A 21,720-nucleotide genomic window follows, 5' to 3' on the forward strand; every position below is an offset into this window, starting at 1 on the left:
AGCGCCTGCAGCTCTATGGCTGAGGTTCTGTAGACTCCTCTAGGAGTCTACAGACCCGCTCCGCCACGTCACGAGGAATCCTGGCCAGCAAGCCTCTTATGTTATGCCAGCGGCTCCACTCGCCGTGGTTGCGGAGCCCTCCGCTAAAGCTACGCGGTATGTGTAGCAGCTCGTGCACAAGAACCGAGATCCGTTCTCTGCAGGAGAGCTCCCGGAAGTTCTCGGACACAAGCTCTATGACGTACATGGGCTTGCATAAACCTAGCCTAGCAAAGGGTGAAGGGAGTCCCCATATGCGTGCATAGGCTCGAGTTGTCGACCCGGTGCTCCAGGCGGCGTAAACTCTCCCCTTGTCTATGTAGTCTAGACCAAGTGCGTCTATGAGGAGATGGATGGCTTCTTCGAGCCGTTGATCCCTCCTATACTTCACCCTCGGCAAGGCCTGGGCTACACCATTGCCGCAGGCTCCGGCTCTAGGGGCTGTGGAGGCCTCCTCTAAGAGAGGTAAACTGCGAGGAACCCATAGGGCTGGCTGCTGGCCCAGAGCGGCTAAAAACAGTGGGATGACGTCGCCTAGCGGCGTCTCCTCTTACGCCTCGACTCCTCCTCTTCTGTTACCTCGTACGCTCTCACTCCTACACCTAGCAGCTTACGGAACACAGCGTCGAGGAACTTTACGTGGAAGCCGCGCTGGCCCACGAAGGCGCCGAACTCGTTGCTCTTCACCTTCACGGCTAGGTATGGGCCCTGGAAGTCTGCGTCAACTATGTGCTTGTATATCCAGCTCACAGGGTGTACAGCCCGTATTATGTTAGTGAAGTCTAGAGTCAGCTCTACGGCACGTAGCCTCAGCTCAGTATCCTGCTCGATTTTCTGTATCCTCTCGCCGCCGCGGCCGACGAGCCTCCCCAGGTAGCCCTCCTTGACCAGTATCAGTGCGTCTGGCACGTGCTCGGCTGTTATCTCGAACTGTTTCTTGGCATCAATGAACTCCACAACGGTTATCACGTCGGCGTCAGGAGCATATATCCTGGCAGCCTCTATCACGCGCTTCTCGACATCGTTGAGCGGGCGGTTCCTCATCCTCATCTCTATTAGCAGCCTTATACCGCGGCGTGCACCCGGCCGCACGATGTCCTTTAGCCCCAGGTCTATAACCTTAGCATTCTCCTCGCCGAGCAGCACCTCCCTCATAACAGTCGCGCCGTCGCGCTCCACGTTGTGTGGCTTCTGGAACACCGGGTCGCCGGCTATGATAAACTTGCTGTTACGGCCAATCCTCATCAGTATCTCTACGCTGCTCTCCGGCGGTATGTTCTGGGAGTCGTCGAGGAAGATTATCGAGTCGTCGAATGTCCTGCCGCGTAGGTAGTGAGTGTCAGCAAACATTATCCGGCCCTCGTCTATGAGCTTCTCGACCTCCTTCCAGTCTATGAAGCCTGCCAGTATGTCGCGTAGGTAGGCCGAGACTATGTCGTAGTACTGCTGGCCAAGCTCCTGCGCAGTTAACTCGCGGCCTGTGACAACGTCTACAACGGGCCTCGATATGATGAGCCTCTTGTACTTCCCCTCGAGCACGGCGTCGATGCCGTAGAGTACGCTGAAGAGGCTCTTACCACTACCCGTTGGACCAAAGAGACCTATTATCTCGTACTCGTCGCTCGTTAGTGCTTCGAGCATCTCCTCCTGGCCAGGGCTCATGGGCTTAAGCTTCTCCAGTAGTGCCCCCATCGTTCTCCCACCTCGTCAGCCCCTTCACAGCATAGCATCCATCTAGACTAGTGGAGGAGCAGTCGAGCAAGCCCTTATCAATCTTCTAGACCCCGCTGAAGACTCTCCACCTGCTGGGGGATACGAGCTGATGGCGCAGAGCGGAGGAAAAACCTGGCAGGAGGCAAAGATAGAGGCCTGGGAGAGGCTATGGGAAGATCTAAGGATAGGCTATCTTGACGAAGACATACTGGACGTCTTAATAGAGATCTTCCTTAGACCAGGTAGCTATCCTAAGAGCAGTTGCTCCGGTAGAATAACAGTGATAGACGCCAAGTACCCATGGGCTAAAGACGACACGATGACAGTCTTCAAAAAGCACAGCATGGTTAGCTACGAGGAGATAGAAAGGGTACTCTCAAGGCCCTGGGCGTACCGGCTCTGGCTCAGCGTGCAGGGGCCGATATACCATGTATATGTCGACAGTCTGTCAGAAGCCGAGGAGATACTCGCAGCGGCACGAGAAGCAGGGTTCAAACACAGCGGAGTAATGGTGCTCGGCGATACTCCTCTCGTTGAACTCCGCACCGGAGTACGCGCCGACGTACTGCTTGCCGACGAAGAGAATATTCTTGTGGATGAGGAGGCATTGCGCCGCATAGTGGACACTGTTAACGATGTGCTGCAGCAGGCTAAGGAGAGGAACAGGAGGCTACTATCGGCTCTACGTAGGAGAAGGTCTCGTGAACTATGGCAGCCAGCTGTCGAGAAAGCACGGCAACTAGGTTTCCTAGAATAGCCTTAGGCTGTTTCAGAGACTTCTGCTGAGCTAGCCGACTCTTCTTTAACCTCTAACAGACATTTATAATCATGGATTGAGCGGGGTGTAGCCTCTGCGTTGAGCCCGGAGGAGGTTCCTCCTGAGGAGCTGCGCATATCTGACGTGATGACTGTAAACGTAATTACATCTAAGCCTGAAGAGACTGTTGTAGAAGCAGCCCGAAAGATGGCTGAAAACGATGTAGGTAGTGTAGTAGTTGTCGACGAGAAGGGAACCATACTCGGGATAGTAACGGAAGGCGATATAGTACGCCGTGTGGTGGCACGTGGCCTTGATCCTTCAAAAACTGTGGTTCGCGACATAATGACCCAAAACCCGGTCACTATATACGAGGATGCAACACTTGCTGCTGCAGCAGAATACATGAGAGAGAAGGGTATAGGTCACCTGCCGGTGGTTAATGAACATGGTAGACTCGTCGGTATAATATCTCGTAGCGATATAGTCCGGCTTGCACCGAGCCTCATAGAAGTCCTCTACATCCGCAGAGGAGAAGAAGGACAGGCTTAGTGTATACCACTACAACCTGCACATATGTTACGGAAGAAATTTTACTTCATGAAACGATACTATACATTATATGGTGTTTAGGGCTGACTGCCCGTATAGCAGACATTTTCTCACCACGATACCCCTACGTACTGCCGGATGCGAGCTTTGGCGAGCTACGGCGTATTGTAAGGGAACAACGTGTTAGGATGTTGCCAGTAGTAGCTGATGAAAAGAAGATGAAGTTGCTAGGTATCATACGTAGAGGTGCCCTGCTTCTTGTAACATCTACACGTGTAGAGATAACTGCGAAAGACCTTGTAGAGGAACCTAGCGTGGTCTTCCTTCCCTCGGAGGATGTAACTACAGCTGCGCGTAATATGCTTCGTGCAGACGAATGGTATGCACCCGTTATCGACGATGAGGAGAGATATATTGGTGTACTCGGTCTTGATGATGTGATAAGGTATGCCCTAGATAACTATCGGGAAAAGCTGCAAAAGCCCGTGTCGGGTATTATGGAGACAAAGGTAGTCTATGTAGAGCCAGATACACCAATATATAAGGTATGGCAAATGATGCTTTCCCGCCGTCTTGCAGCTCTACCAGTCATAAAGAGTGGAAAAATAATTGGTGTAGTAGCGGAACACGATCTGATAATGCATGGCTTTACACGCCCGTACCTTGAATCGCCGTCGGGTCATCGTAGAGGTCCTACGGTAGGTGAAGTTATGTCAACTCCTGCAGTAACGGTTGAGCCAGATGTTCCTATAGCAGAGGTGGCGTCACTCATGGTTGAACGCGATATTGGTAGAATCTATGTTACTGACGAGAATGGCATATTGCAAGGAGTAGTAGACAGAAGCGATGTTGTTGCAGCGTGGCTTAGAGAACTCGGCTTAAAGCCATTATGACCTCGAATTTATTAATCCACTGTATAATACTGTATGATACCATCTGGGGGTCAGAACTAACTATATGATGTTTCCCTAGCCATGAGGGTGTAATTGTTACTCTCATGTAGCATGATGTTTTCCTTATCATAGGTTCGGTTGGAGTGTAGTATTCATGAGCTTTGGGGGTGAATCTTCGTGAGAAAGATACCCATGATACCGTCAAGGAGACCCGAAGGTATACGTTGGCTTAGGAGTGACGGTACACCCAACTTCAGTGACCGGATTCACCGGAGCGAAGGAGACGCCAAGATATTGGCAAAACGCCCCGTATACACTACCACTAAGACCGCCACTATACTGGGTCTCGCTGAAGACATGAGCAGATATAGTGTAAGAGCAATGCCAGTAGTGGTTCCGAATCAAGACAAACTTGAAGGAATAGTGACAGCAACAGATCTTGTAAGCTATCTCGGTGGAGGTGAACTGTTTAATATAGTAGTTAATCGTCATAAAGGAAACATATATTCAGCTCTACTAAAGGAGCATGTAGCATCCATAATGAATCCTAACCCAGTATATGTCACAGTTAACGAGAAGTTAACCAAGATACTAGAGATAATGGTTACCAAAAACGTCGGTGTTGTACCAGTAGTATTCGAAGACGGGACATTATGGGGTATAATAACAGAGCATGATCTCGTGGAGCATCTGGCCGAGAAGACTACTGGCCGTAAAGTATCAGAAGTAATGACTACAAATGTAATCACAATTGATGCAAGTGCAACTATTAAGGAAGCAGCAGAAATGATGATAAAGTATGGTGTGCGACGTCTCCCAATTACCGAGGATGGCGCTCTCTGGGGAATGATAACAGCGAAAGACATAGTGAGATTCTTTGGCAGCCACGATGTCTTCAGGTTCATAGAAACCGACTCAATAGACGAAGCCCTAAAGGCCCCAGTAAAGCTTGTTGGCCTCAGTGGATATGTAACCATAGACCCGGATGCAGATGTAGGAGACGCAGCGACAATTATGAAGAATAAAGGTGTAAGTAGCCTCCTCGTTGTTAAAGACGATGAACTAGTAGGTATAATTACAGAGAGGGATGTGCTTTACGCCTTAGCCACAATGCCTGATTAACCCTACCTAGTCCCTAGGTTTTTATTCCGAAACTCCATAAACCCTGGTTTAGTTAGCTCCATGGTTAGAGGTTGTTACGATATGATGAAGTATCCACGCGTAGACGAATATATGTCCACACCTGTAGTAGTGGTTAGGCCAGATGATAGCCTTGCACGTGCAAGGAGGCTTATGATAAGATATCGTATAGGCAGGCTAGTCGTCATAGATGACCAGGAGAGACCTATTGGAATAATCACAAAGGCGGATTTTGTTAGGCTAGCGTCAGGCCAGCTTACCCGGCGTCCACTTGACGCAATAATAGTGAAAGAGGTCATGACTGAAAACCCGGTTGTTATACGTTCTGATCGGTCACTAAGGGAAGCAGCTAGGCTAATGCTGCAGCATAAAGTAGGTGGACTCCCTGTAGTAGATGAGAGTGGAAAACTAGTGGGTATGATAACGAAGACCGATGTAGTGAGGGCTTATGCCGAGAAACTCCGTGGAAAATATAAAGTAAAAGACTATATGTATGTAGACGCGCCGCAAGCATCGCTCAACCATAGTGTAGCGTACGTAGTAGAACTCCTAGAGACTCATCCTGCTCGTCGTGTGCTAGTAGTTGATGGGGGCGAGCTTGTAGGCATTATAGCTCCCAGTGATATAGCATTCGTAAATGTCATCCCGAGAGTGGTCAAGGGCAAGAGTAAGATATCTAGAAGGTTCTTCGAACTGCCAAAAGGTAGGATAGGTCCTGTATATGAATACATGCTGCCTACAGCCCAGGACATTATGACACCTGACCCAGTGACTATAGAGGCGGAGGAGGATCTTGCAGCAGCAGCTCAGTTAATGATAAGGCATGGGTTTAGCTCGCTTCCAGTTATGGTTGAGGACTCTCCGGTAGGAGTTGTGGTCAAACATAATATTCTACGGGCGATATCAGAGTCCTAGCTACGGGGACCTATGGGCGAGAGTGAGGACAAGGGGTGAGAAGCATGGCCATAACGAAGAAGGCTCGAGACATAATGCAGACCGATTACCCTGCTGTGGATAAGGATGAAACTCTCGAGCATGCTGTACGTGTGATGAAGAAGTATGATAGTGATCGTGTACTAACCTTTGAAGACGATAAACTGGTAGGTATAATGACTAAGAAAGATATAATGGTTAAACTAGCTACGCTACGGACAAGAAATGTTGCCCTAGGCAGAATGCATGTGTCAAGCTTCATGACGCCAGATCCTAAGACGGTAGGGCTAGAAACGGATGCAGCTACTATAGCGCAAGTTATGGTCGACGAAGGTATAGGTAGTCTCCCAGTAGTTGATGATGGTAAGGTTGCTGGTCTTATAACGCGTTGGGAGGTAGCAAACCTGGTAGAAGAGATAGGTGCAGACGTGAAGGTTGTTGATGTCATGGTTACGGTACCGGAGGTACTGCGGACAACCAATAAGGTTCTACATGCAAGGCAGCTTCTGCTGCGCTACAATGTGATCTTCCTGCCAGTGCTTGATGAGGAGGGACGCTTAGTAGGTTACTTGACTGTGGATGAAGTTGCCGACGCTTTCCTAGCATTCCATGATATAGTTCCAGAGAAATTCCGTAAAGAGCGTATAGAGCATCTACTAGTAGACGATATCATGAGGTTACGCCCTCCGACGGTGTCGCCAGACAGTAGTGTAGTCGAAGCACTAGAGAAGATGAGACTGAAGAAAACTAAGGGCGTAGCAGTAGTCCATGATGGTAAACTGGTCGGCATAGTAACTCTTAATGAGTTAGTCAAGCTAATTGCAACTAGGGGGTCATAAGCAGTAGTCGTTACCCGGTCAGAGTCGTATAATGACTGCTCCGTACTCTGCGGCTATTGTATGTTTTTGACACTCTTTAATGGATAAAGTATTGAAAGTACTGCATACATAACATGGACCAGAGTATATTGTTTTTAAAAGGTATGCTTGTTGGAAGGGAGGGTATTTACAAAGTAAGTGATGACTTATAAGAGGGGTTTCTGGCTCTAGTGGAGCTTCTTCGGGTTATGGGGATAGGAGGCGGCAGAGGCCCTTGGTGTCGCGGCTGGAAGTGAGGCTGAAGGCTGCAAGGTTCATAGTGGATTCTATGCTGGGAAGTTTAGCTAGATGGCTACGGATGATAGGTTGTGACACGCTTTATGCTAAGGGCTGGCATGACTCTAGGATACTTGAAGAGGCAGAGAGTGCACGCCGGATAATAGTTACGAGAGATCGTGGACTCTTTAACAGGGCTCGTAAGCGTGGCCTAGACGCGGTGTTAGTGAGCGATAATATAGTAGAAGCACTAGCACTGATTAGTACGAAGTATGGTATCCCGCTCGAGGTTGCGCCGGATAGAAGTCGTTGCCCGGTTTGTAATAGCCCGCTACGTCGTACCGCCAAGGAGGAGGTTAAGGGCCGGGTACCGCCTAGAGTTTATGAACATTATGACGAGTTCTGGGTATGTAGCGGGTGTGGTCAAGTCTACTGGCGTGGTGGCCACTGGAGGGGCATAGAGGAGACGCTGAAGGAAGCCCGTCGATGGGCTGAGAAGCTTAGGGCTAGGAGGCGGCGGTGAGCGATCGAGGGCCTCAGCACCACAGCTCAGCCGCGTTTGCAGTCGACATCCCGCCGCTATCCTGTGTATTAGTGGTGCCGGTTTATTAGTAGCTGTGTCTTCCTGGACTAGTGGTGGAGGCATGGTTTACGCACCCCGTCCGGAAAGCGTAGGAAGGAGCATAATGGTATGCGCTTTTATATACTCGCTTTAGGCGTGTATGGCGGCATATAGTACTGGGATCAGGTAATCGGGTAATATGATGTTGATTGTTCCTCCCTAGGAGTGGAGGGGCGATGCCGGACATAGCGAACATAACTATGGCGTTGTTTGCAGGCTATAATACCGTCATAGGTGCATTCCTTATAGCGCTTGTGAGTAATGCTATTCCCTATATGACTGTTCCATACTTGATAGTCATAGCTGGTTATGGGGCTGCACTAACAAACACTCTAGACAAGATACTAGTAGCGATAGCTGGCGGTGTAGGCGCAGGTCTCGGAAAGGTTGTTGTCTACCTCCTGGGACGTGGTGTCCATCGTATACTCCCCGAGCATACTAGAGAGAATGTGGAATTATTTGCGAGGGCTTTCCGTCGTGGTGTATTCATTGCGGTATTCTTGTTTGCTGCCCTCCCCCTCCCCGACGACATACTCTACATACCGGTAGGCATGACGGGCTATAGCCCTGTCCTCTTCTTTGTAGCGGTGACACTAGGAAAGATAGTGATTACAGCCTTGGCTGTGCTTTTTGGCGATGTTGTAGCCATGCTGGTGGGTTCGGAGCAGGGCGGATTCGACCCTAGGGTAGTCGCAGGCCTAGCTATAGGCAGCATAATAGTCTCTATTATAGTCGCCAGGATGAATTGGAAGCGTATAGTAGAAGTATATGACGAGGAAGGCCCTGTTCTCGCCTTCCTAGAGATGATAAAGCAAGTCTTCCTAGCTATGCTCCCCTCTTCCGTGGCAAGGAGGGTCGAGAATAAGATAGACGATCTAATAAGAGTACTGCGAAGCCGATAATCAGCGCGATGACTGGTATAATAGAAGAGCCTTCCCCTTTAGACGTGGTAGCGCCGCCTTCGGCCTGCCTGGCGTCAGTGCCAGGGGTACTGGAATGCAGTAAGCTGGTGTCAACGACGGAGGCAGTGTCTTCTCCCGGGTATACCAGGTGTAGGGGATCCATTGGGAGTCCAAGAGGTCCTCGGACTTGTCTGGGTTGCCGGAGACCAGCTATGTCCCTGTCTTCTATAGTATTGTTATGGACTTGTGTCTTAGGAGGCTCTATGGACAGTGTTGAAGTACAGTCCTGGGTTTTAATGTTCAGTTTCAGCCCGGCGTCCAGGGGGAGTGTGGCCATAGTGAATGCTTGTAGACACGTATTGTTGAGCCAGTGATATTCTATCGGTATGACGTAGCCTGGTGTGTCTTGCAGAGTCGCTCCTAGCTCTAGGGTGGTAGCGCCGGCTTCTATGCATATTGTGACTATGGGCCTGTATCCTGTAGCTACTCCAGGTAAAGGCTCTACAACCTTGGCCACGGCGGTAGCGTGTATAGTGCATGTTGTGTTGTCAATACTCACTGTAACTGGAGCAGTCAACGCGTATAATATTGTCACGACTTTTAGCATGATATGTAGAGTAACGGTGGCCATTGCTATTCTTCCTTCGGGCCTCCGGAGCCCAGAGGATCTAGCCTCGGCTGTATATACATTAACCCGCTGCATGGTCTTTGGAAAGCCGTTCTAGTAGATGGCGTAGCCTCTCCCGGGCCTCCTGGATAGGTACACGGAGCCCCGCAGCTATATCGCTCATCGTCTTGCCCTGGAGCACCCGGGCGGCGGCTATCCAGCGGTCCTTCTCCTCGAGGATCCGGAGCCCGCCACTGGATAGGATGTGGTTGACTAGTAGAAGCCAGAGCACGTCGAGCACGGCCTCCACGTCTAGCCGGCCCTCGAGGACTAGCCTTAGGCGGTGCTTCTGCTCCTCGGTGAGCACGGCTAGCGGCTGCTGGGCTAGCTCCGGGCTTCCCTCGAGGACGGCTGCGTAGGCCTCCGCGGTAAGGCCCCGGTAGAGGCTATGCCCGGCTAGGAGCAGCTTCCGCAGCATATCGCGGGCAGCCGTGTAGACGACCTCGTAGCCGAGACTAGTGAGAGGCTTAGCCACGGCTATGTTGTGCTCTCCCGTGGCCTTGCTGGGTAGTGGCGACACGTAGACCACGTGGAAGCCGTTACGCCGCCAGAACCCGAGTACATCCGGCTGCCCGAAGACGGCGCCTAGCCAGTCTAGCCCCATGCTCCGGGCCTGCTCCTCCACGTAGCTTAGCAGCTTGGAGCCTAGCCCGCGGCGCTGCAGCTCGGGGTGCACAGCTATCCGGACTACCCGCATACCCCGGGCCTCCATAGCCCTGGGCGACGCTTGTGCCAGCAAGTCCGGCATTATGCGGGCCTCGTAGGCTGTGTCTCCGCTCTCTAGGGAGGCATCCACCACTGCTACGGGGGTGCCGTCGGCTAGGAGCGCGTAGAGCCGGTGGTGCGGCGCGTCGAGGATCAATGCTAGGTCGTCCGGCTCGTTCCGGTAGTGGGCCTGGACTAGTATCCCGTAGACCTGGGCTAGGGTAGCGTAGTCGTCTGCTAGCCTCAACCTGTCCAGCTCCACGGCATCTAGGCTCTCCGGGGGCCAGCTCGGCGGCCGGGGTGCCTCAGCTCGGAGCATGAACGTCTCGTACAGCCACTCCTCTAGGGGGTCGCCGGGCGGGTAACGGACAGGATGCTCGAGCCCTACTACGAGCCGAGGCTCCGGCAGTATCGCCTCTATCATCTTTGCGAGTACCCGGCCACTCCCCTCGTACCCGTGTATCGTCGTGGCTGCTAGCAGCCTGGGGCTGCGTGATGCTAGACGCCTCAGCCTCATAGGCCCTACCGCTGCCGCCTCGTCAATAATGGTGAAGGCTCCGGGCTCTACACGGTCCGGGGTATGGTAGCGGAAGTGGAACCACGGCCCAGCGACGCCGGCCACGAAGCCGCCGCGCTCTATAGCCCAGTGGCGAACCCCTAGCCTCTCCAGCGCCATGTCTAGTACGCGGAAGAAGCCCTGCACACTGCCCGGGCTAGGGGCCGTGACCGGGACGAAGCCCACCATGTGGCTAGCCGCGAGATAGGCCGCCACTAGGCCTAGTAGCCCCGACTTACCCCTCCCCCGGTCCCCAGTGACGAAAACGCTACGGCCCCTCCTGCGGAGATGTAGGACTATCTCGTCTAGCGCACGGGCCTGGTCGAGAGTAGCCGCGGCCTCCAGGAGGCGGCGGTGGACAGGGCTCCGGGGCCGGTAGCCCTCGGGGCCCGGCGGCGGCGAGGCCCTCTCCCGGGGCAGCGCCTGTCGGTACAGGATGCCAGCGTCGTAGTCCGCCCAGAACAGCGCCCTTGCGGCGCCGAGCCGGTTCACCAGGTAGCGGCGGTAGGCGCCGATGCTATCCCTGCCGCCCGGCTGCCACTCCCCGAGGGGCGGCACTGCCAGCGCTACCACGCCGCCGCCCCGCACAGTCTCAGCGGCAGCGGCCAGCAGGTTGGGCCGGAGAAGCTGGGGCACAACGAGGACTACCGAGCTATTCTCGGTCCCGAGCAGCCTGTCTATCGCGCCCGGGCTCTCTAGCCTGCTACACTCGCTCCGTAGCCCCTCCCGGGCCTCGCGCGGCGCAAGACAGAGCACATCACCGTACACGTCGGAGAAGATGCGCGCCAGCAGGCCCCCAGCATAGACCGGGGAGACAGAATGGAGCACAACTAGCCCCCGGTATCCCGTCGCCCTAAGCTCGTCTAGCCAATTCCTCAACATGGCAGGTATGCTCGCCGCCACAGCCTCGCCCCGGGGCTTTGCAGGGCTCTCGGCATAATAGCCTCGGCCTAGACTCCTAAGCCTGGAGGGTCGTCCTGTATGCAGGCTGAGCTGGAGGAGTTCTTCCGCCTCCTCAAGAGGCTCTCAGACGCCTTCGGGGTATCTGGCTACGAGGACGAAGTAAGGGGCATAGTGATAGACGAGCTACGCGAGGCTGCAGACGAGCTGCGTGTCGACAAGCTCGGCAACGTTATAGCTGTGAAGAAGGGCGAGCGTGGTGGTATCAAGGTCCTCTGGGACAGTCACATGGACGAGATAGGATTCTTCGTGAAGAGCATCGATGACCGGGGCTTCATCTACCTCTCCCCTGTCGGTGGTTGGAGTGAGCGTGTCCTACCCGGCCAGAGGGTCCGGATACTCACCGACGATGGTCGCATAGTACGCGGCGTCATAGGGATAAAGCCGCCGCACCTCATGAAGCCCGAGGAGAGGAACCAGGTGGTTCCACTTGACAAGCTCTTCGTCGACATAGGCGCGTCGAGCCGTGAGGAGGTCGAGCGCGCCGGGATCCGGGTCGGCAGCCCGGTGGACCTAGACCGCGAGGCCATGATGCTGCTGGGCGACCGGGTGACTGGCAAGGCCTTCGACGACAGGGTAGGCGTGGCTGTGCTGATAAAGGCGTTCAAGGAGATAGACGGGTTCGAGCCCACAGTATACCTGGTCGTAGCCGTCCAGGAGGAGGTCGGGCTGAAGGGTGCCCGTGTCGCGGCCCAGCAGATAAGCCCCGACGCAGCCATAGCGGTGGACGTCACCACGGCTAACGATGTGCCTGGCGTGGAGCCGAAAGACCAGGTGGCAAAGCTGGGCGAAGGCCCCGTCATCAAGGTGGCCGACGGCAGGAACGCGTCCGGGCTAATAGCCCACCCGAAGATGCTCCGCCTGCTCCTAGAGACGGCACGGAGCGAGGGCATACCCCACCAGCTCAGCATACTACCCGGAGGCACAACCGACGCGACAGCGATAGCGCTCACCGGTGAGGGCGTACCCAGCGCCGTAGTGGCGGTGCCTACACGCTACATACACAGCCCCGTGGAGCTGCTAAGCCTAAACGACGCGGTCAACGCGGCCAAGCTGGTCAAGGCGGCGACCCGGCGCATGACCCGGGAGTGGTACGAGCGGGAGATACTCTGGGGCGCCAGCCTCAAAGCCTAGCATATAACTCATAGCCGGGGCATAGCCACGCGATAGCCCCTGGTTTTCCGTACGGTCTAGGCCCTCTCCGGGAGGAGGCAAGTCAGGTATGGAGATGGATATCGAGGAGAAGCTCCGGGAGCTGCGGGAGCTCCGCCGCCGCGCACAGCAGGGCGGCGGCCCCGACAAGATAAGGCGTCAGCGCGAGAAGGGCAAACTGCTTGCCCGCGAGCGTATAGAGGCGCTTCTCGACCCTGGCAGCTTCCAGGAGATAGGCTGGCTAGTCACCACACGGAGCAGCCTCTTCGGCCTCGACAAGAACCGGGTACCCGGTGACGGCGTGGTAGCAGGCTTCGGCCGGATCAACGGCCGCCCAGTCTACGTCTTCGCCCAGGACTTCACGGTTATGGGCGGCAGTATAGGCGAGATGCACGCCGAGAAGATAGTACGCACGATAGAGCTAGCAGTGAAGAGCGGTGTCCCCGTCATAGGCATGTGGGACTCTGGCGGCGCCCGTATCCAGGAGGGCGTCGCAGCCCTCCACGGCGTCGGGAGGATACTCAACGCAATAATACAGGCTAGCGGAGTAATCCCGCAGATATCGCTGGTCCTCGGCCCCTCTGCGGGCGGTGCCGCCTACGCGCCAGCCCTCATGGACTTCACAGTAGTCGTGGACAAGATAACCTACATGTTCATAACCGGCCCCGACGTAGTGAAGGAGGTTACCGGCGAGGACGTAGGCTTCGAGGAGCTAGGCGGCGCCCGTGTACACAGCGAGCGTAGCGGAGTAGCACACTTCCGGGCCTCAAGCGAGGAAGAGGCATTCGAGACCGTCAAGAGGCTCCTCAGCTACCTACCCGACAACAATGAGGCACCCCTCCCCATAGAGGATACCGGGGACCCGGTGGACCGCCAGGACCCGGAGCTAGACTCGATTATACCCCCAGACCCTATGAAGCCCTACGACGTCAGGTCGGTGCTTGAGCGGGTATTCGACGCTGATAGCCTGCTAGAGGTCCAGAGCGAGTGGGGCACGAGCATAGTAACGGCCTTCGCTCGTCTCGGCGGTATACCGGTCTGCGTGGTGGCTAGCCAGCCACTGGTCATGAGCGGCGCGATAGACATCGACGCCTCGTGTAAGGCAGCCCGCTTCGTGAGGTTCTGTGATGCCTTCAACCTCCCCGTGATAACCTTCGTGGATGTACCCGGCTACATGCCGGGAACGAGCCAGGAACACGGCGGCATCATAAGGCATGGTGCTAAGATGCTATACGCCTACGCGGAGGCCACAGTGCCGAAGATAACTGTGGTGCTCCGGAAGGCCTACGGCGGCGCCTACATATCCATGGGGAGCAAGTCCATGGGCGCCGACCTGGTCTACGCCTGGCCCACTGCGGAGATAGCAGTGCTCGGTGCTGAGGCTGCGGTGAGGATACTCTACCGCCGCCAACTGGCCAAAGCCGAGGACCCGGAGAAGCTACGCCGCCAGCTGATAGAGGAGTACCGTAAGACGTTCCTGAACCCGTACCGTGCAGCAGAGCTAGGGCTCATAGACGACGTGATAGAGCCACGGGAGACTCGCCCGAAGCTCTACCAGGCACTCCGTGTGCTATTGAAGAAGCGGGAGCATCGGACCCCGCGGAAGCACGGCAATATACCGCTCTAGCTCTCTTCTAGGCATTTTATCCGGGCGATGAGCCCGCCTTTATCCAGTCCCTGCCCCGGCTCAGCTATCTCCTCGACTACGCCGTGGCAGGGGGCGTGGACCTCGTTAACCATCTTCATGGTCTCGAGGAGGATTATAACCTGGCCCTCGGAGACCCGGTCGCCCCGATTTACACGCGTCTCCACGACTTTAACGGGGAGCCGGGCACGTATAGCCCCCGAGGCCTCGACTGAGACTAGCCAGCCCTCCCGGCGGCTCCCCGTCCTCGAGGAGCGTCGGGCTCTATGCCTCAGTGAGGTGACGTGGTAGCTCCCATAAGGTGTCTCTATCACGTCGCCGACTAGCCTAGCCTGCACGGTAACTATGCGCCCGCCTAGCTCTAGTCGGGCCTCGTAAAGGCCTGGGGCCAGCTCTCTCAGCTCTAGGAGCTTAGCTCCTCCAGGGCGGCCACGGCCATCCATAGTCGTGGCTCACCACTGTATGGGCGAAGCTGTTGCCTCGTCCCGTGCTAGTCTTGCCATGGAGCTGGGAGGCTATAGCGGCTACGAGTGCCCGCCTTTCCTCAGCCTCGCGGAGGAGCTCTGGTAGCTTCTCCTCGAGTAGGGTGGTCGAGTACTCGCCGTCAGCAAACCATGAGCTCCCGACGACTACGCGTAGCAGGTCGAGGTTCGTCTCGACGCCCGAGACGACCATTTCCTGTAGCGCTGTGCGGAGCCTGGCTATCGCCTCGCCACGATCCATGCCCCGCGCTATGACCTTGGCGAGGAGTGTATCGTAGCGGCTCGATACCCGCTGGCCCTCCTCGACGCCCGAGTCGACCCTTACGCCGGGGCCCCGGGGCTCACGGTACCGGGTCACGACGCCCTCGGAGGCCTGGAACCCGGCCCACGGGTCCTCAGCGTATATCCTGGCCTCTATCGCCCAGCCGTGGAGCCCTATATTCTCCTGGCGTAGCGGTAGCCTGCCTCCCGCGGCTACGAGGAGCTGCATCTTGACGATGTCCACGCCGGTGACCTCTTCTGTGACGCCGTGCTCGACCTGGAGCCTCGTATTAGCCTCTATGAAGTACGCGTTCCCGTCCCTATCGACTATGAACTCGATCGTGCCGGCGCTCGTGTAGCCGACGGACTCGGCGAGGAAGAGAGCGTAGCCGAGGAGCCTGTTACGGAGCCCGGGCAGCCTCTGGACGAAGGGGCTCGGTGCCTCCTCGACTATCTTCTGGCGGCGGCGCTGGAGCGAGCACTCCCTCTCGTAGAGGTGGAGGATCCTGCCGTCCTCGTCGCCGAGAACCTGGACCTCGATGTGCCGGGGCCCCTCTATGTACCGCTCCACGTAGACCTCGCCGCCGCTCCCGAAGCCCAGCCGGGACTCGATAGCCACCAGCTTGTAGAGGCTAGCTGCCTCGCCGGGGCGCCGGGCGACCCTCATACCGCGGCCGCCGCCAGCCCGGGACGCCTTGAGGACGACCGGGTAGCCGATCTTCTCGGCACAAGCCTCAGCCTCCTCGGGGCTCTCAGCGCGGCACCAGGGGAGAGTCGGTACCCCGAGCTTCTCTGCCAGGGCCTTGGCGCTGGCCTTGTCGCCGAGCATCCTCATGGCCTTGGGGTGGGGCCCGGCCCAGGAGATGCCCGCGTCGAGAACGCGCTCGGCAAACTCTGGGCTCTCGGAGAGGAAGCCGTAGCCAGGATGGACGATGTCAGCCCCAGTCTTGAGCGCGGCGTCTATAATCGAGTCCATGTCCGTGTAGCTCTTCACGGGGACAGAGACTACACCGGCCCGCACGTGGGGGCTAGAACGGTCAGCATCCTCGTATATCGTGATGGGTTCCCAGCCGAGCTCCCGGGCAGCACGGGCGACGCGGACAGCGATCTCGCCACGTGCCGCTATGAGTACCCTCTTTGCCACGGCTGCTGGCACCCTCTTGATTCCACACGACCAAACGTTGGATCTCAAGGCTTAAAAATATAAGGCTTAAGGCAGGGGGCGAAAGCCGTGTTCGACGCTAGCCGTAGATACGTTTGTATACCCCCGGGTATCACCGGGGGAGAGGCAAGACGCTTAGCCATAGAGGTCTACGACAGAATCGACTCCACGATGGACCAGCCCCCGCCGCGGCTACCCGGCGCCACGATAGCCCTCGAGCAGACAAAAGGACGGGGCCGGCGTGGTAACACCTGGATAAGCCCTCGTGGCGGCGCCTGGCTAACACTCCACCTCCCCGGGCAGCAACCCACGGCGCCTGGCTTCCTACCCGTCGCGCTCGGCGGCTGCCTGGCAGAGGCGCTGGAGCAGCTCCCCGGCGTAGAACCCGGGACAATAATGGTCAAGTGGCCCAACGACCTCTACACTAGGCAGGGCAAGCTGGCCGGAATACTCGTAGAGACACGCAACGGTGTGCTCAGGATAGGTGTCGGCGTGAACGTATACAACAGGGCACCGCCCGGCGCCGCCCGGCTAGCAGACCATGGCTACCGGGGCCCGCTGGCCCTCGTCCACCTAGCCGCTCTTGAGGCGGCACTAGCAGCCCTAGAGCAGCCGCACCGGGGCCTCGAGGCGGCCCGGAAACGGGACATGCTAAGGGGCCTCCACGTAGAGCTAGAGACACCTACCGGCCGGCTAGCCGGAATAGCCATCGGTATCACCGATACCGGTGCTATCCGGGTCAAGACCGCCAAGGGTGTGGTAGAAGCCTACTGCTGCACGGTTCTGTCCTGGAGAGAGCTGGGCACTGGCTCTAGCGGGCTATGCCGGGACCCAGCGGCCTAGGTGCAAGGAGCCCTCTGAAGTATTACTACGTCTACCCCGGGGGTACTCCTCCGCTTGCCGTCTATTCCTCTAGTCTGGGGCCCGCCGTGATCCTGTCAGACCGCGATATAGCCTGGTACGTGGAGAAGGGTCTACTCCGAATCGAGCCACTCATGGGTGACACGATAAGGGAGAATGGGGTCGACCTCCGGCTGGCAGAGGAGTTCTGCCGCTTCAACCCCGAGGCGCCAGAGCTCGACACGGCCCGGGGCTTTGACGAGAAGACCTACTACATCTGCACCCGGGTAGACCCGGACGAGGGCTACGTGATAAAACCCTACGAGCACGTCCTAGCAACCACCGCCGAGACCGTCTGCCTCCCCGACGACCTGGTAGGCCTGGTTAACGTCCGGAGCACCTACGCGCGGCTAGGCCTCTTCGTGCCCCCGACAGTGATAGACGCGGGGTTCTGCGGCCAGGTAACCATAGAGATAATCGGCTCCGCCTACCCTATACGCGTCTACCCGGGCCAGCGCTTCCTCCACGTAGTATTCATCAAGACGACGAGCCCCGTGGCCAACCCCTACCGGGGCAAGTACCAGGGCCAGCGCGGCGTAACCCCGCCCAGGCCAGACTAGGGCGGAAAGACGGGGAACCACTCTTGCCGGCTACACAGCGGCTCTGACGCTGCACGGACAAGCCCTCACGGCCTAGCGTCCCTGCCTTCTCCTCGCTCCTACCTCCCTGACTAGTCTCTCTACGCGCTGGAGGGCCTCCTCTACGTCCTCCCGGGCGCACCAGCCCTCGTATAAGCGAGTATGCATACCGTTAGCGCTCATCCATGCATCATACACCCAGCCTCCTAGCTCCCTCTTCATCCTCCGGGCATACTCCCACAGCTCACCATGGCTCGCCAGCCTCCGGCTCTCCCTCCACCACGCGTATGCCTTCACGGCCAGCGCTGCTGCGCCCCAAGCCTTCTCCGCGGCCCGGCGGACATCACCCCTAGCTAGCTCCTCCCGGGCCCGCTCGAGGAGGGCTATAGCTGCCTCGACGTACTCTTCTGCCCGGTCCTCGGGGTCGAGGCCCTGGACAAGGAGCTCGACTATGTACTCCTCCAGGCCTAGTCCTAGCTTCTCAGCCTCCCGGGGCGGACCCTCTCCGCGAGCCCCCGGGGCAAGGCGATAAGGACAGACAAGCCCGGGACCCCTAGGCACTATAGGGCATTGGTTCCACTATTTCGGTAGCTACATCCCGCTTCTACAGCAGGCCGCCTAGGGAACAAGGACTGCTACGGGATAGTAGCGGCCGCTGACCTCTACGAGCACGAGTATCTTGTAGACGATCCCCGAGGTGGGCCCGTCGATCACTACCCTGTAGATCTTCTCCTCGAGGGGTTGTAGCACGCTGCCGTCGTATAGGGGGATAACGGTGGCGTCTGATAGGCTAGAGTAGGGGTACAGCTGGCCATCATAGGGCCCAGCGTAGACCGTGTCTGCCTCGGCTAGCAGCCATGTGAGGTTTATCCAGCCCGTGGAAGCGTCGACAAGGGTGGCGTTGGCGGCTAATAGCGAGAACTGGTAGTTGTACTCGGGGTATGCTAGTAGCCGGCCCGTAAGGTTAGCATACTCGGCTACAACGGCTAGGTATACATGTACAGGGTCGGCTAGCCTCGCGGCGTAGACGCTGAATACTGCTAGGTACCCGGAGCCTGTCTCGTTGGAGTATACTATGCCCGCGTCTAGCCCGCTACTAACCTCGGCTAGGTAGCTAGCGAGCTGCTGGTTCGCCCGGTTCTCGGCAAGCAGTGGCGTCAGGTAGTAGACTAGCGCTAGCCCTATCGCCACAGCTATGCTCACTATTATCGCGGTCGATACCAGCTCTGCCTGAGCCCTCACGGCTGGGGCACCCTTAGCTGGAGACCCGGTACAGCCACGGGGGCATTATTGCCCCAAAAATACGGCCCCATACTGGCTAGCGGCTGAGCAGCCACATGCCAAGCCACTCTATTGCGACGCTGAACTCGAGGTCGTTATACGCGCCGCTGCCGCTTAGCTGCTGGCTGACACCATACGGGTCGTTGAACCCGAACACGACGTAGAAGGTCTTCGGCTCCTCGGGGACCGGTAGGTAGACAGCATCGGTTATGAAGTTCCTGTTGGGCGGCCAAGTGTCCTCGTATATCGACAACTCCTGGTAGATGTACTCACGGCTCGTCGTTATCGTGCCGTTAGCGTCTACCAGGTAGAAGCCGAAGAGCCCGTTAAGCGGGTTCTCCACGTCCTCGGTGTCGTCGCCGGCGTTGTCGTGGAAGTAGTAGCGGAACTGCACCGAGACCTGCGCTATCTGCGCCCCGTTGACCGCGAAGTCCTTGGCGAACTTGAGGTAGATCATGGCTGTAGACCAGTCCTGGCACCCTATGTAGTTTATCGGGGTAGTATAGTCGCTCGCGTCGAAGAACGACGCGTACCCGTAGTGCGGTATAAACAGTGATGTCGCCGTCAGTGTTAGGCCTAGCGACGGTATCCAGACATAGGTTATCGAGCCGTCGCTGGCTATGGTGTCGTCGCGTGTGCCGGAGTAGCCCGGCGCAACCTCCTCCGTGATGAATATCATCTCTGTGAGGCCGTTACCGTCGGTATCGGCTAGGAAGAAGTATGGATCTAGACCGCCGGTGACACCCGGTACGAAGCGGTAGATTGCTATCTCGCCGCCGCTGCCGCTGAACCTGTCTATCCTGACGTATATGCTCGCGGCGGCCGACTGGCTAGCCGATGTAACGTTGTACAGCCATCCACTATAGTAGTAGAACCCGAACGCGTCTGTATCGTTTAGAAGCTGGTCTATATAGCTGTAGTACACTCTTAGGCTGCCCTTCGGGACGTTAACGCTGACAAACTTCAACTTATACGGGAACTTGTTCACGAACACGTAGCCGGATGACCCGGAGGCCTCGGAGACCCACCACCTACCCCTGCCAGACCCGGTAGTGCCCGCAGCCGTCTCGCCTACCAGGCTGCCGGAGTCCACTAGTGTAGCGTTGTACACCGTTACAGTGCCGCTGAGTATCTCGCCGACGCCGTCGCTGTAAGTCGTGTTGCTCGACACAAGCTCGAGGTAGCTGACACTGTACTCGAAGTAGTAGTCCTGGCTGCTACTCGTATCGTTGTAGGCTACGAGGAGCCTGCAGGGGCTTTCAGCCGTCCCGGCTACTACGTCGAGCCCAGTACTGGAGGCGTTGACGTATATTATCGAGGACGAGGGGCAGTACAACATGCCGTAGAGCTCGTAGTTAGGCGAGGGCACAGCCTTAAGCACTGCGTAGAGCCCGTAGTCGTAGTCAGCTATGTCTATGCCCCCGGCTAGTACGTCGAAGCTTGCGCCGTCGAGTACTAGCTCGAAGGACGGTTTCCTCGCAGCATTCATAGATGATAGCGTCATGTTGTATAGTACTTCCTCTATACGCTCAGCGGTAGCGCCGCCGCTACTCCAGCATAGCTTGATGAAGTTACCGCTAGCAGTCTCGCCGCTGGAGACGAATACTCTCCCAAACCAGCCGAGCCGGAGGCCCTCCAGCTCGTCGTCATCGTCGGTCGACGCGCCCGACGGGTACGCGACGCTGCCAAAGTACGACGCCATACAGAATACGCGCTCGCCGTCGCCGAGCTCGATATACATGAGCATTGGCCGGGGCTGCAGGATAGGATCCGGCGCTAGCGCGTACGCAGACACCATGACTGATACTGGTATTAGGGGCTTGCTATAGTCGCCGCCAGCACCACCTACAATACTGGATCCGGCAACAACAACAGCATTCGACATGAACACCTTCGAGAGCTCAAGGTAGTCTATATACGGCATAAAGGCGCCCTCAACATAGCTATAAGTCCCCGAGACAGACTCGTCATCGTCACCGCTCGCACTCAGCGAATAGCCATAGTAGCACGCAGACTTCATAACGCCACTATAGAGTATAGACGTATTCGTGGTATCCGACGTGAGGTTAGTCGTCAACACCACGTCAGGATTCTCGGTAAGATCAAGCAGAGTAGTGGCATTAGAGAACGTGAAGTAGGTGCCCTTAAGGCTCTGCGCCACAGCAGCCTCCTGTGCAAACTGCGCTACAGTAGACGCGTACACAGGAGCATAGCCACCAGAAGCAGTAGCAACACCCAGAAGCTTACCACCGCCAATACGCACCTCAAACACGCCGCCAGGCGCCATAACCACCTCCGGACCCCTAGCAGACGCGTCCCGGACCAAGTCGACATCAACACTCACATTACCAACCACACAGCCCTCCAGACAACCACCAGGCCGGAACACAAGCACATCGCCAGAATCACTCTTCACAACAAGCACAGCAACACGCACATCCCCGGCCTCAAGATTCTCAACACGGTAGACAACAGGAGGCCCCGTATCAGTCAACGTAATATTAAGCCGAGGCACAGTAGCCCTAAGCTTCTCCCCCAGCCCGACAACCACCAAGTTAGCAACACTAGTAGAACTAAGCACACTAGACACTACAAACGGCATCACAGCTACCAACAGGAAACTCAACACAATAAGCCCAGCAACAGCGTTAGACAAACCACGCATACCAGACACGCCCCAGAGTATAACAAGAAACTATACCACACCTATACACCTTATTATCACC

The 21,720-nt window shown here is 56.7% G+C and carries 21 protein-coding genes; 12 read left to right on the plus strand and 9 right to left on the minus strand.

Going from position 1 to position 21,720, the window contains the following annotated elements:
- Positions 1-13: 13 nt before the first annotated feature.
- Together Pyrde_RS06225 and Pyrde_RS06230 are read right to left on the minus strand one after the other, a co-directional pair.
- A complete protein-coding gene (locus tag Pyrde_RS06225) occupies positions 14-430 on the minus strand; it encodes a putative metallopeptidase (protein ID WP_231656830.1) in 417 nt (138 codons plus the stop codon).
- Between the two features lie 143 nt (positions 431-573).
- Complete coding sequence (locus Pyrde_RS06230; protein WP_055409138.1) at positions 574-1,731, minus strand: PhoH family protein; 1,158 nt, start codon at positions 1,729-1,731, stop codon at positions 574-576.
- Between the two features lie 130 nt (positions 1,732-1,861).
- Here Pyrde_RS06230 and Pyrde_RS06235 point away from each other — a divergent pair, with 130 nt between their 5' ends.
- The 8 genes from Pyrde_RS06235 to Pyrde_RS06270 all read left to right on the plus strand — a co-directional run bounded on the left by Pyrde_RS06235 (position 1,862) and on the right by Pyrde_RS06270 (position 8,645).
- Complete coding sequence (locus Pyrde_RS06235; protein ID WP_055409140.1) at positions 1,862-2,509, plus strand: tRNA(Phe) 7-((3-amino-3-carboxypropyl)-4-demethylwyosine(37)-N(4))-methyltransferase; 648 nt, start codon at positions 1,862-1,864, stop codon at positions 2,507-2,509.
- 99 nt (positions 2,510-2,608) lie between these two features.
- Complete coding sequence (locus Pyrde_RS06240) at positions 2,609-3,061, plus strand: CBS domain-containing protein (protein ID WP_082419519.1); 453 nt, start codon at positions 2,609-2,611, stop codon at positions 3,059-3,061.
- Positions 3,061-3,954 (plus strand): CBS domain-containing protein, encoded by an 894-nt coding sequence (locus Pyrde_RS06245; RefSeq protein WP_055409142.1) that lies wholly within the window; start codon positions 3,061-3,063, stop codon positions 3,952-3,954. The genes Pyrde_RS06240 and Pyrde_RS06245 overlap by 1 nt, the downstream gene beginning before the upstream one ends.
- Before the next feature lie 192 nt (positions 3,955-4,146).
- Positions 4,147-5,076 (plus strand): CBS domain-containing protein, encoded by a 930-nt coding sequence (locus Pyrde_RS06250; protein ID WP_055410816.1) that lies wholly within the window; start codon positions 4,147-4,149, stop codon positions 5,074-5,076.
- Between the two features lie 60 nt (positions 5,077-5,136).
- Positions 5,137-6,009 (plus strand): CBS domain-containing protein, encoded by an 873-nt coding sequence (locus tag Pyrde_RS06255; RefSeq protein ID WP_082419520.1) that lies wholly within the window; start codon positions 5,137-5,139, stop codon positions 6,007-6,009.
- Between the two features lie 44 nt (positions 6,010-6,053).
- Positions 6,054-6,866: a CBS domain-containing protein gene (locus Pyrde_RS06260; RefSeq protein ID WP_143522064.1), complete on the plus strand. Its 813-nt coding sequence runs from the start codon at positions 6,054-6,056 to the stop codon at positions 6,864-6,866.
- A 256-nt stretch (positions 6,867-7,122) separates the two neighbouring features.
- Positions 7,123-7,644, plus strand: coding sequence for a Mut7-C RNAse domain-containing protein (locus Pyrde_RS06265; RefSeq protein ID WP_231656831.1), 522 nt, complete (start codon positions 7,123-7,125; stop codon positions 7,642-7,644).
- Positions 7,645-7,919: 275 nt separating this feature from the next.
- On the plus strand, positions 7,920-8,645 hold the full coding sequence (locus tag Pyrde_RS06270; protein WP_055409148.1) for a VTT domain-containing protein: 726 nt from the start codon (positions 7,920-7,922) through the stop codon (positions 8,643-8,645).
- Here the strand turns inward: Pyrde_RS06270 and Pyrde_RS10670 are convergent.
- Together Pyrde_RS10670 and Pyrde_RS06275 are read right to left on the minus strand one after the other, a co-directional pair.
- The gene (locus Pyrde_RS10670) at positions 8,569-9,348 is read right to left on the minus strand and encodes a hypothetical protein (RefSeq protein WP_143522063.1); all 780 of its coding nucleotides are present in this window, start codon (positions 9,346-9,348) and stop codon (positions 8,569-8,571) included. The genes Pyrde_RS06270 and Pyrde_RS10670 overlap by 77 nt on opposite strands.
- On the minus strand, positions 9,335-11,476 hold the full coding sequence (locus Pyrde_RS06275) for a GNAT family N-acetyltransferase (RefSeq protein ID WP_082419521.1): 2,142 nt from the start codon (positions 11,474-11,476) through the stop codon (positions 9,335-9,337). The genes Pyrde_RS10670 and Pyrde_RS06275 overlap by 14 nt, the downstream gene beginning before the upstream one ends.
- A gap of 78 nt (positions 11,477-11,554) precedes the next feature.
- On the opposite strand from Pyrde_RS06275, the gene Pyrde_RS06280 reads away from it, so the two are divergent.
- Both Pyrde_RS06280 and Pyrde_RS06285 read left to right on the plus strand, forming a co-directional pair.
- On the plus strand, positions 11,555-12,667 hold the full coding sequence (locus Pyrde_RS06280; protein ID WP_055409151.1) for a M42 family metallopeptidase: 1,113 nt from the start codon (positions 11,555-11,557) through the stop codon (positions 12,665-12,667).
- Positions 12,668-12,761: 94 nt separating this feature from the next.
- Entirely contained in the window at positions 12,762-14,312 is a 1,551-nt protein-coding gene (locus Pyrde_RS06285) for an acyl-CoA carboxylase subunit beta (RefSeq protein ID WP_082419665.1), read from the plus strand.
- On the opposite strand, the gene Pyrde_RS06290 is transcribed toward Pyrde_RS06285, so the two are convergent.
- A complete protein-coding gene (locus tag Pyrde_RS06290; RefSeq protein ID WP_055409155.1) occupies positions 14,309-14,773 on the minus strand; it encodes an acyl-CoA carboxylase biotin carboxyl carrier protein subunit in 465 nt (154 codons plus the stop codon). The genes Pyrde_RS06285 and Pyrde_RS06290 overlap by 4 nt on opposite strands.
- Positions 14,742-16,217, minus strand: a complete 1,476-nt coding sequence (locus tag Pyrde_RS06295; protein WP_082419666.1) for an acetyl-CoA carboxylase biotin carboxylase subunit — start codon at positions 16,215-16,217, stop codon at positions 14,742-14,744. Before Pyrde_RS06295 ends, Pyrde_RS06290 begins: the two co-directional genes overlap by 32 nt.
- A gap of 87 nt (positions 16,218-16,304) precedes the next feature.
- Here Pyrde_RS06295 and Pyrde_RS06300 point away from each other — a divergent pair, with 87 nt between their 5' ends.
- Positions 16,305-17,078, plus strand: a complete 774-nt coding sequence (locus tag Pyrde_RS06300) for a biotin--[acetyl-CoA-carboxylase] ligase (RefSeq protein ID WP_055409158.1) — start codon at positions 16,305-16,307, stop codon at positions 17,076-17,078.
- An 86-nt stretch (positions 17,079-17,164) separates the two neighbouring features.
- On the plus strand, positions 17,165-17,695 hold the full coding sequence (gene dcd / locus Pyrde_RS06305; protein ID WP_055410820.1) for a dCTP deaminase: 531 nt from the start codon (positions 17,165-17,167) through the stop codon (positions 17,693-17,695).
- A 72-nt stretch (positions 17,696-17,767) separates the two neighbouring features.
- Here dcd and Pyrde_RS06310 read toward each other — a convergent pair whose 3' ends face one another.
- The 3 genes from Pyrde_RS06310 to Pyrde_RS06320 all read right to left on the minus strand — a co-directional run bounded on the left by Pyrde_RS06310 (position 17,768) and on the right by Pyrde_RS06320 (position 21,659).
- Positions 17,768-18,274, minus strand: coding sequence for a PaREP1 family protein (locus Pyrde_RS06310; RefSeq protein WP_307772124.1), 507 nt, complete (start codon positions 18,272-18,274; stop codon positions 17,768-17,770).
- Between the two features lie 57 nt (positions 18,275-18,331).
- A complete protein-coding gene (locus Pyrde_RS06315) occupies positions 18,332-18,955 on the minus strand; it encodes a hypothetical protein (protein ID WP_055409160.1) in 624 nt (207 codons plus the stop codon).
- Between the two features lie 76 nt (positions 18,956-19,031).
- Positions 19,032-21,659: a hypothetical protein gene (locus tag Pyrde_RS06320; RefSeq protein WP_156328021.1), complete on the minus strand. Its 2,628-nt coding sequence runs from the start codon at positions 21,657-21,659 to the stop codon at positions 19,032-19,034.
- Positions 21,660-21,720 lie beyond the last annotated feature (61 nt).

The sequence above is a fragment of the Pyrodictium delaneyi genome (assembly GCF_001412615.1).
GTDB lineage: Archaea > Thermoproteota > Thermoprotei_A > Sulfolobales > Pyrodictiaceae > Pyrodictium > Pyrodictium delaneyi.

Excerpts from the sequence above, each read along its gene's own strand:
- Pyrde_RS06230 (WP_055409138.1), bottom strand. The coding sequence starts at position 1,731 with ATGGGGGCACTACTGGAGAAGCTTAAGCCCATGAGCCCTGGCCAGGAG.
- Pyrde_RS06235 (WP_055409140.1), top strand. The coding sequence starts at position 1,862 with ATGGCGCAGAGCGGAGGAAAAACCTGGCAGGAGGCAAAGATAGAGGCC.
- Pyrde_RS06250 (WP_055410816.1), top strand. The coding sequence starts at position 4,147 with ATGATACCGTCAAGGAGACCCGAAGGTATACGTTGGCTTAGGAGTGAC.
- Pyrde_RS06255 (WP_082419520.1), top strand. The coding sequence starts at position 5,137 with ATGGTTAGAGGTTGTTACGATATGATGAAGTATCCACGCGTAGACGAA.
- Pyrde_RS06260 (WP_143522064.1), top strand. The coding sequence starts at position 6,054 with ATGGCCATAACGAAGAAGGCTCGAGACATAATGCAGACCGATTACCCT.
- Pyrde_RS06270 (WP_055409148.1), top strand. The coding sequence starts at position 7,920 with ATGCCGGACATAGCGAACATAACTATGGCGTTGTTTGCAGGCTATAAT.
- Pyrde_RS10670 (WP_143522063.1), bottom strand. The coding sequence starts at position 9,348 with ATGCAGCGGGTTAATGTATATACAGCCGAGGCTAGATCCTCTGGGCTC.
- Pyrde_RS06280 (WP_055409151.1), top strand. The coding sequence starts at position 11,555 with ATGCAGGCTGAGCTGGAGGAGTTCTTCCGCCTCCTCAAGAGGCTCTCA.
- Pyrde_RS06285 (WP_082419665.1), top strand. The coding sequence starts at position 12,762 with ATGGATATCGAGGAGAAGCTCCGGGAGCTGCGGGAGCTCCGCCGCCGC.
- Pyrde_RS06290 (WP_055409155.1), bottom strand. The coding sequence starts at position 14,773 with ATGGATGGCCGTGGCCGCCCTGGAGGAGCTAAGCTCCTAGAGCTGAGA.
- Pyrde_RS06320 (WP_156328021.1), bottom strand. The coding sequence starts at position 21,659 with ATGCGTGGTTTGTCTAACGCTGTTGCTGGGCTTATTGTGTTGAGTTTC.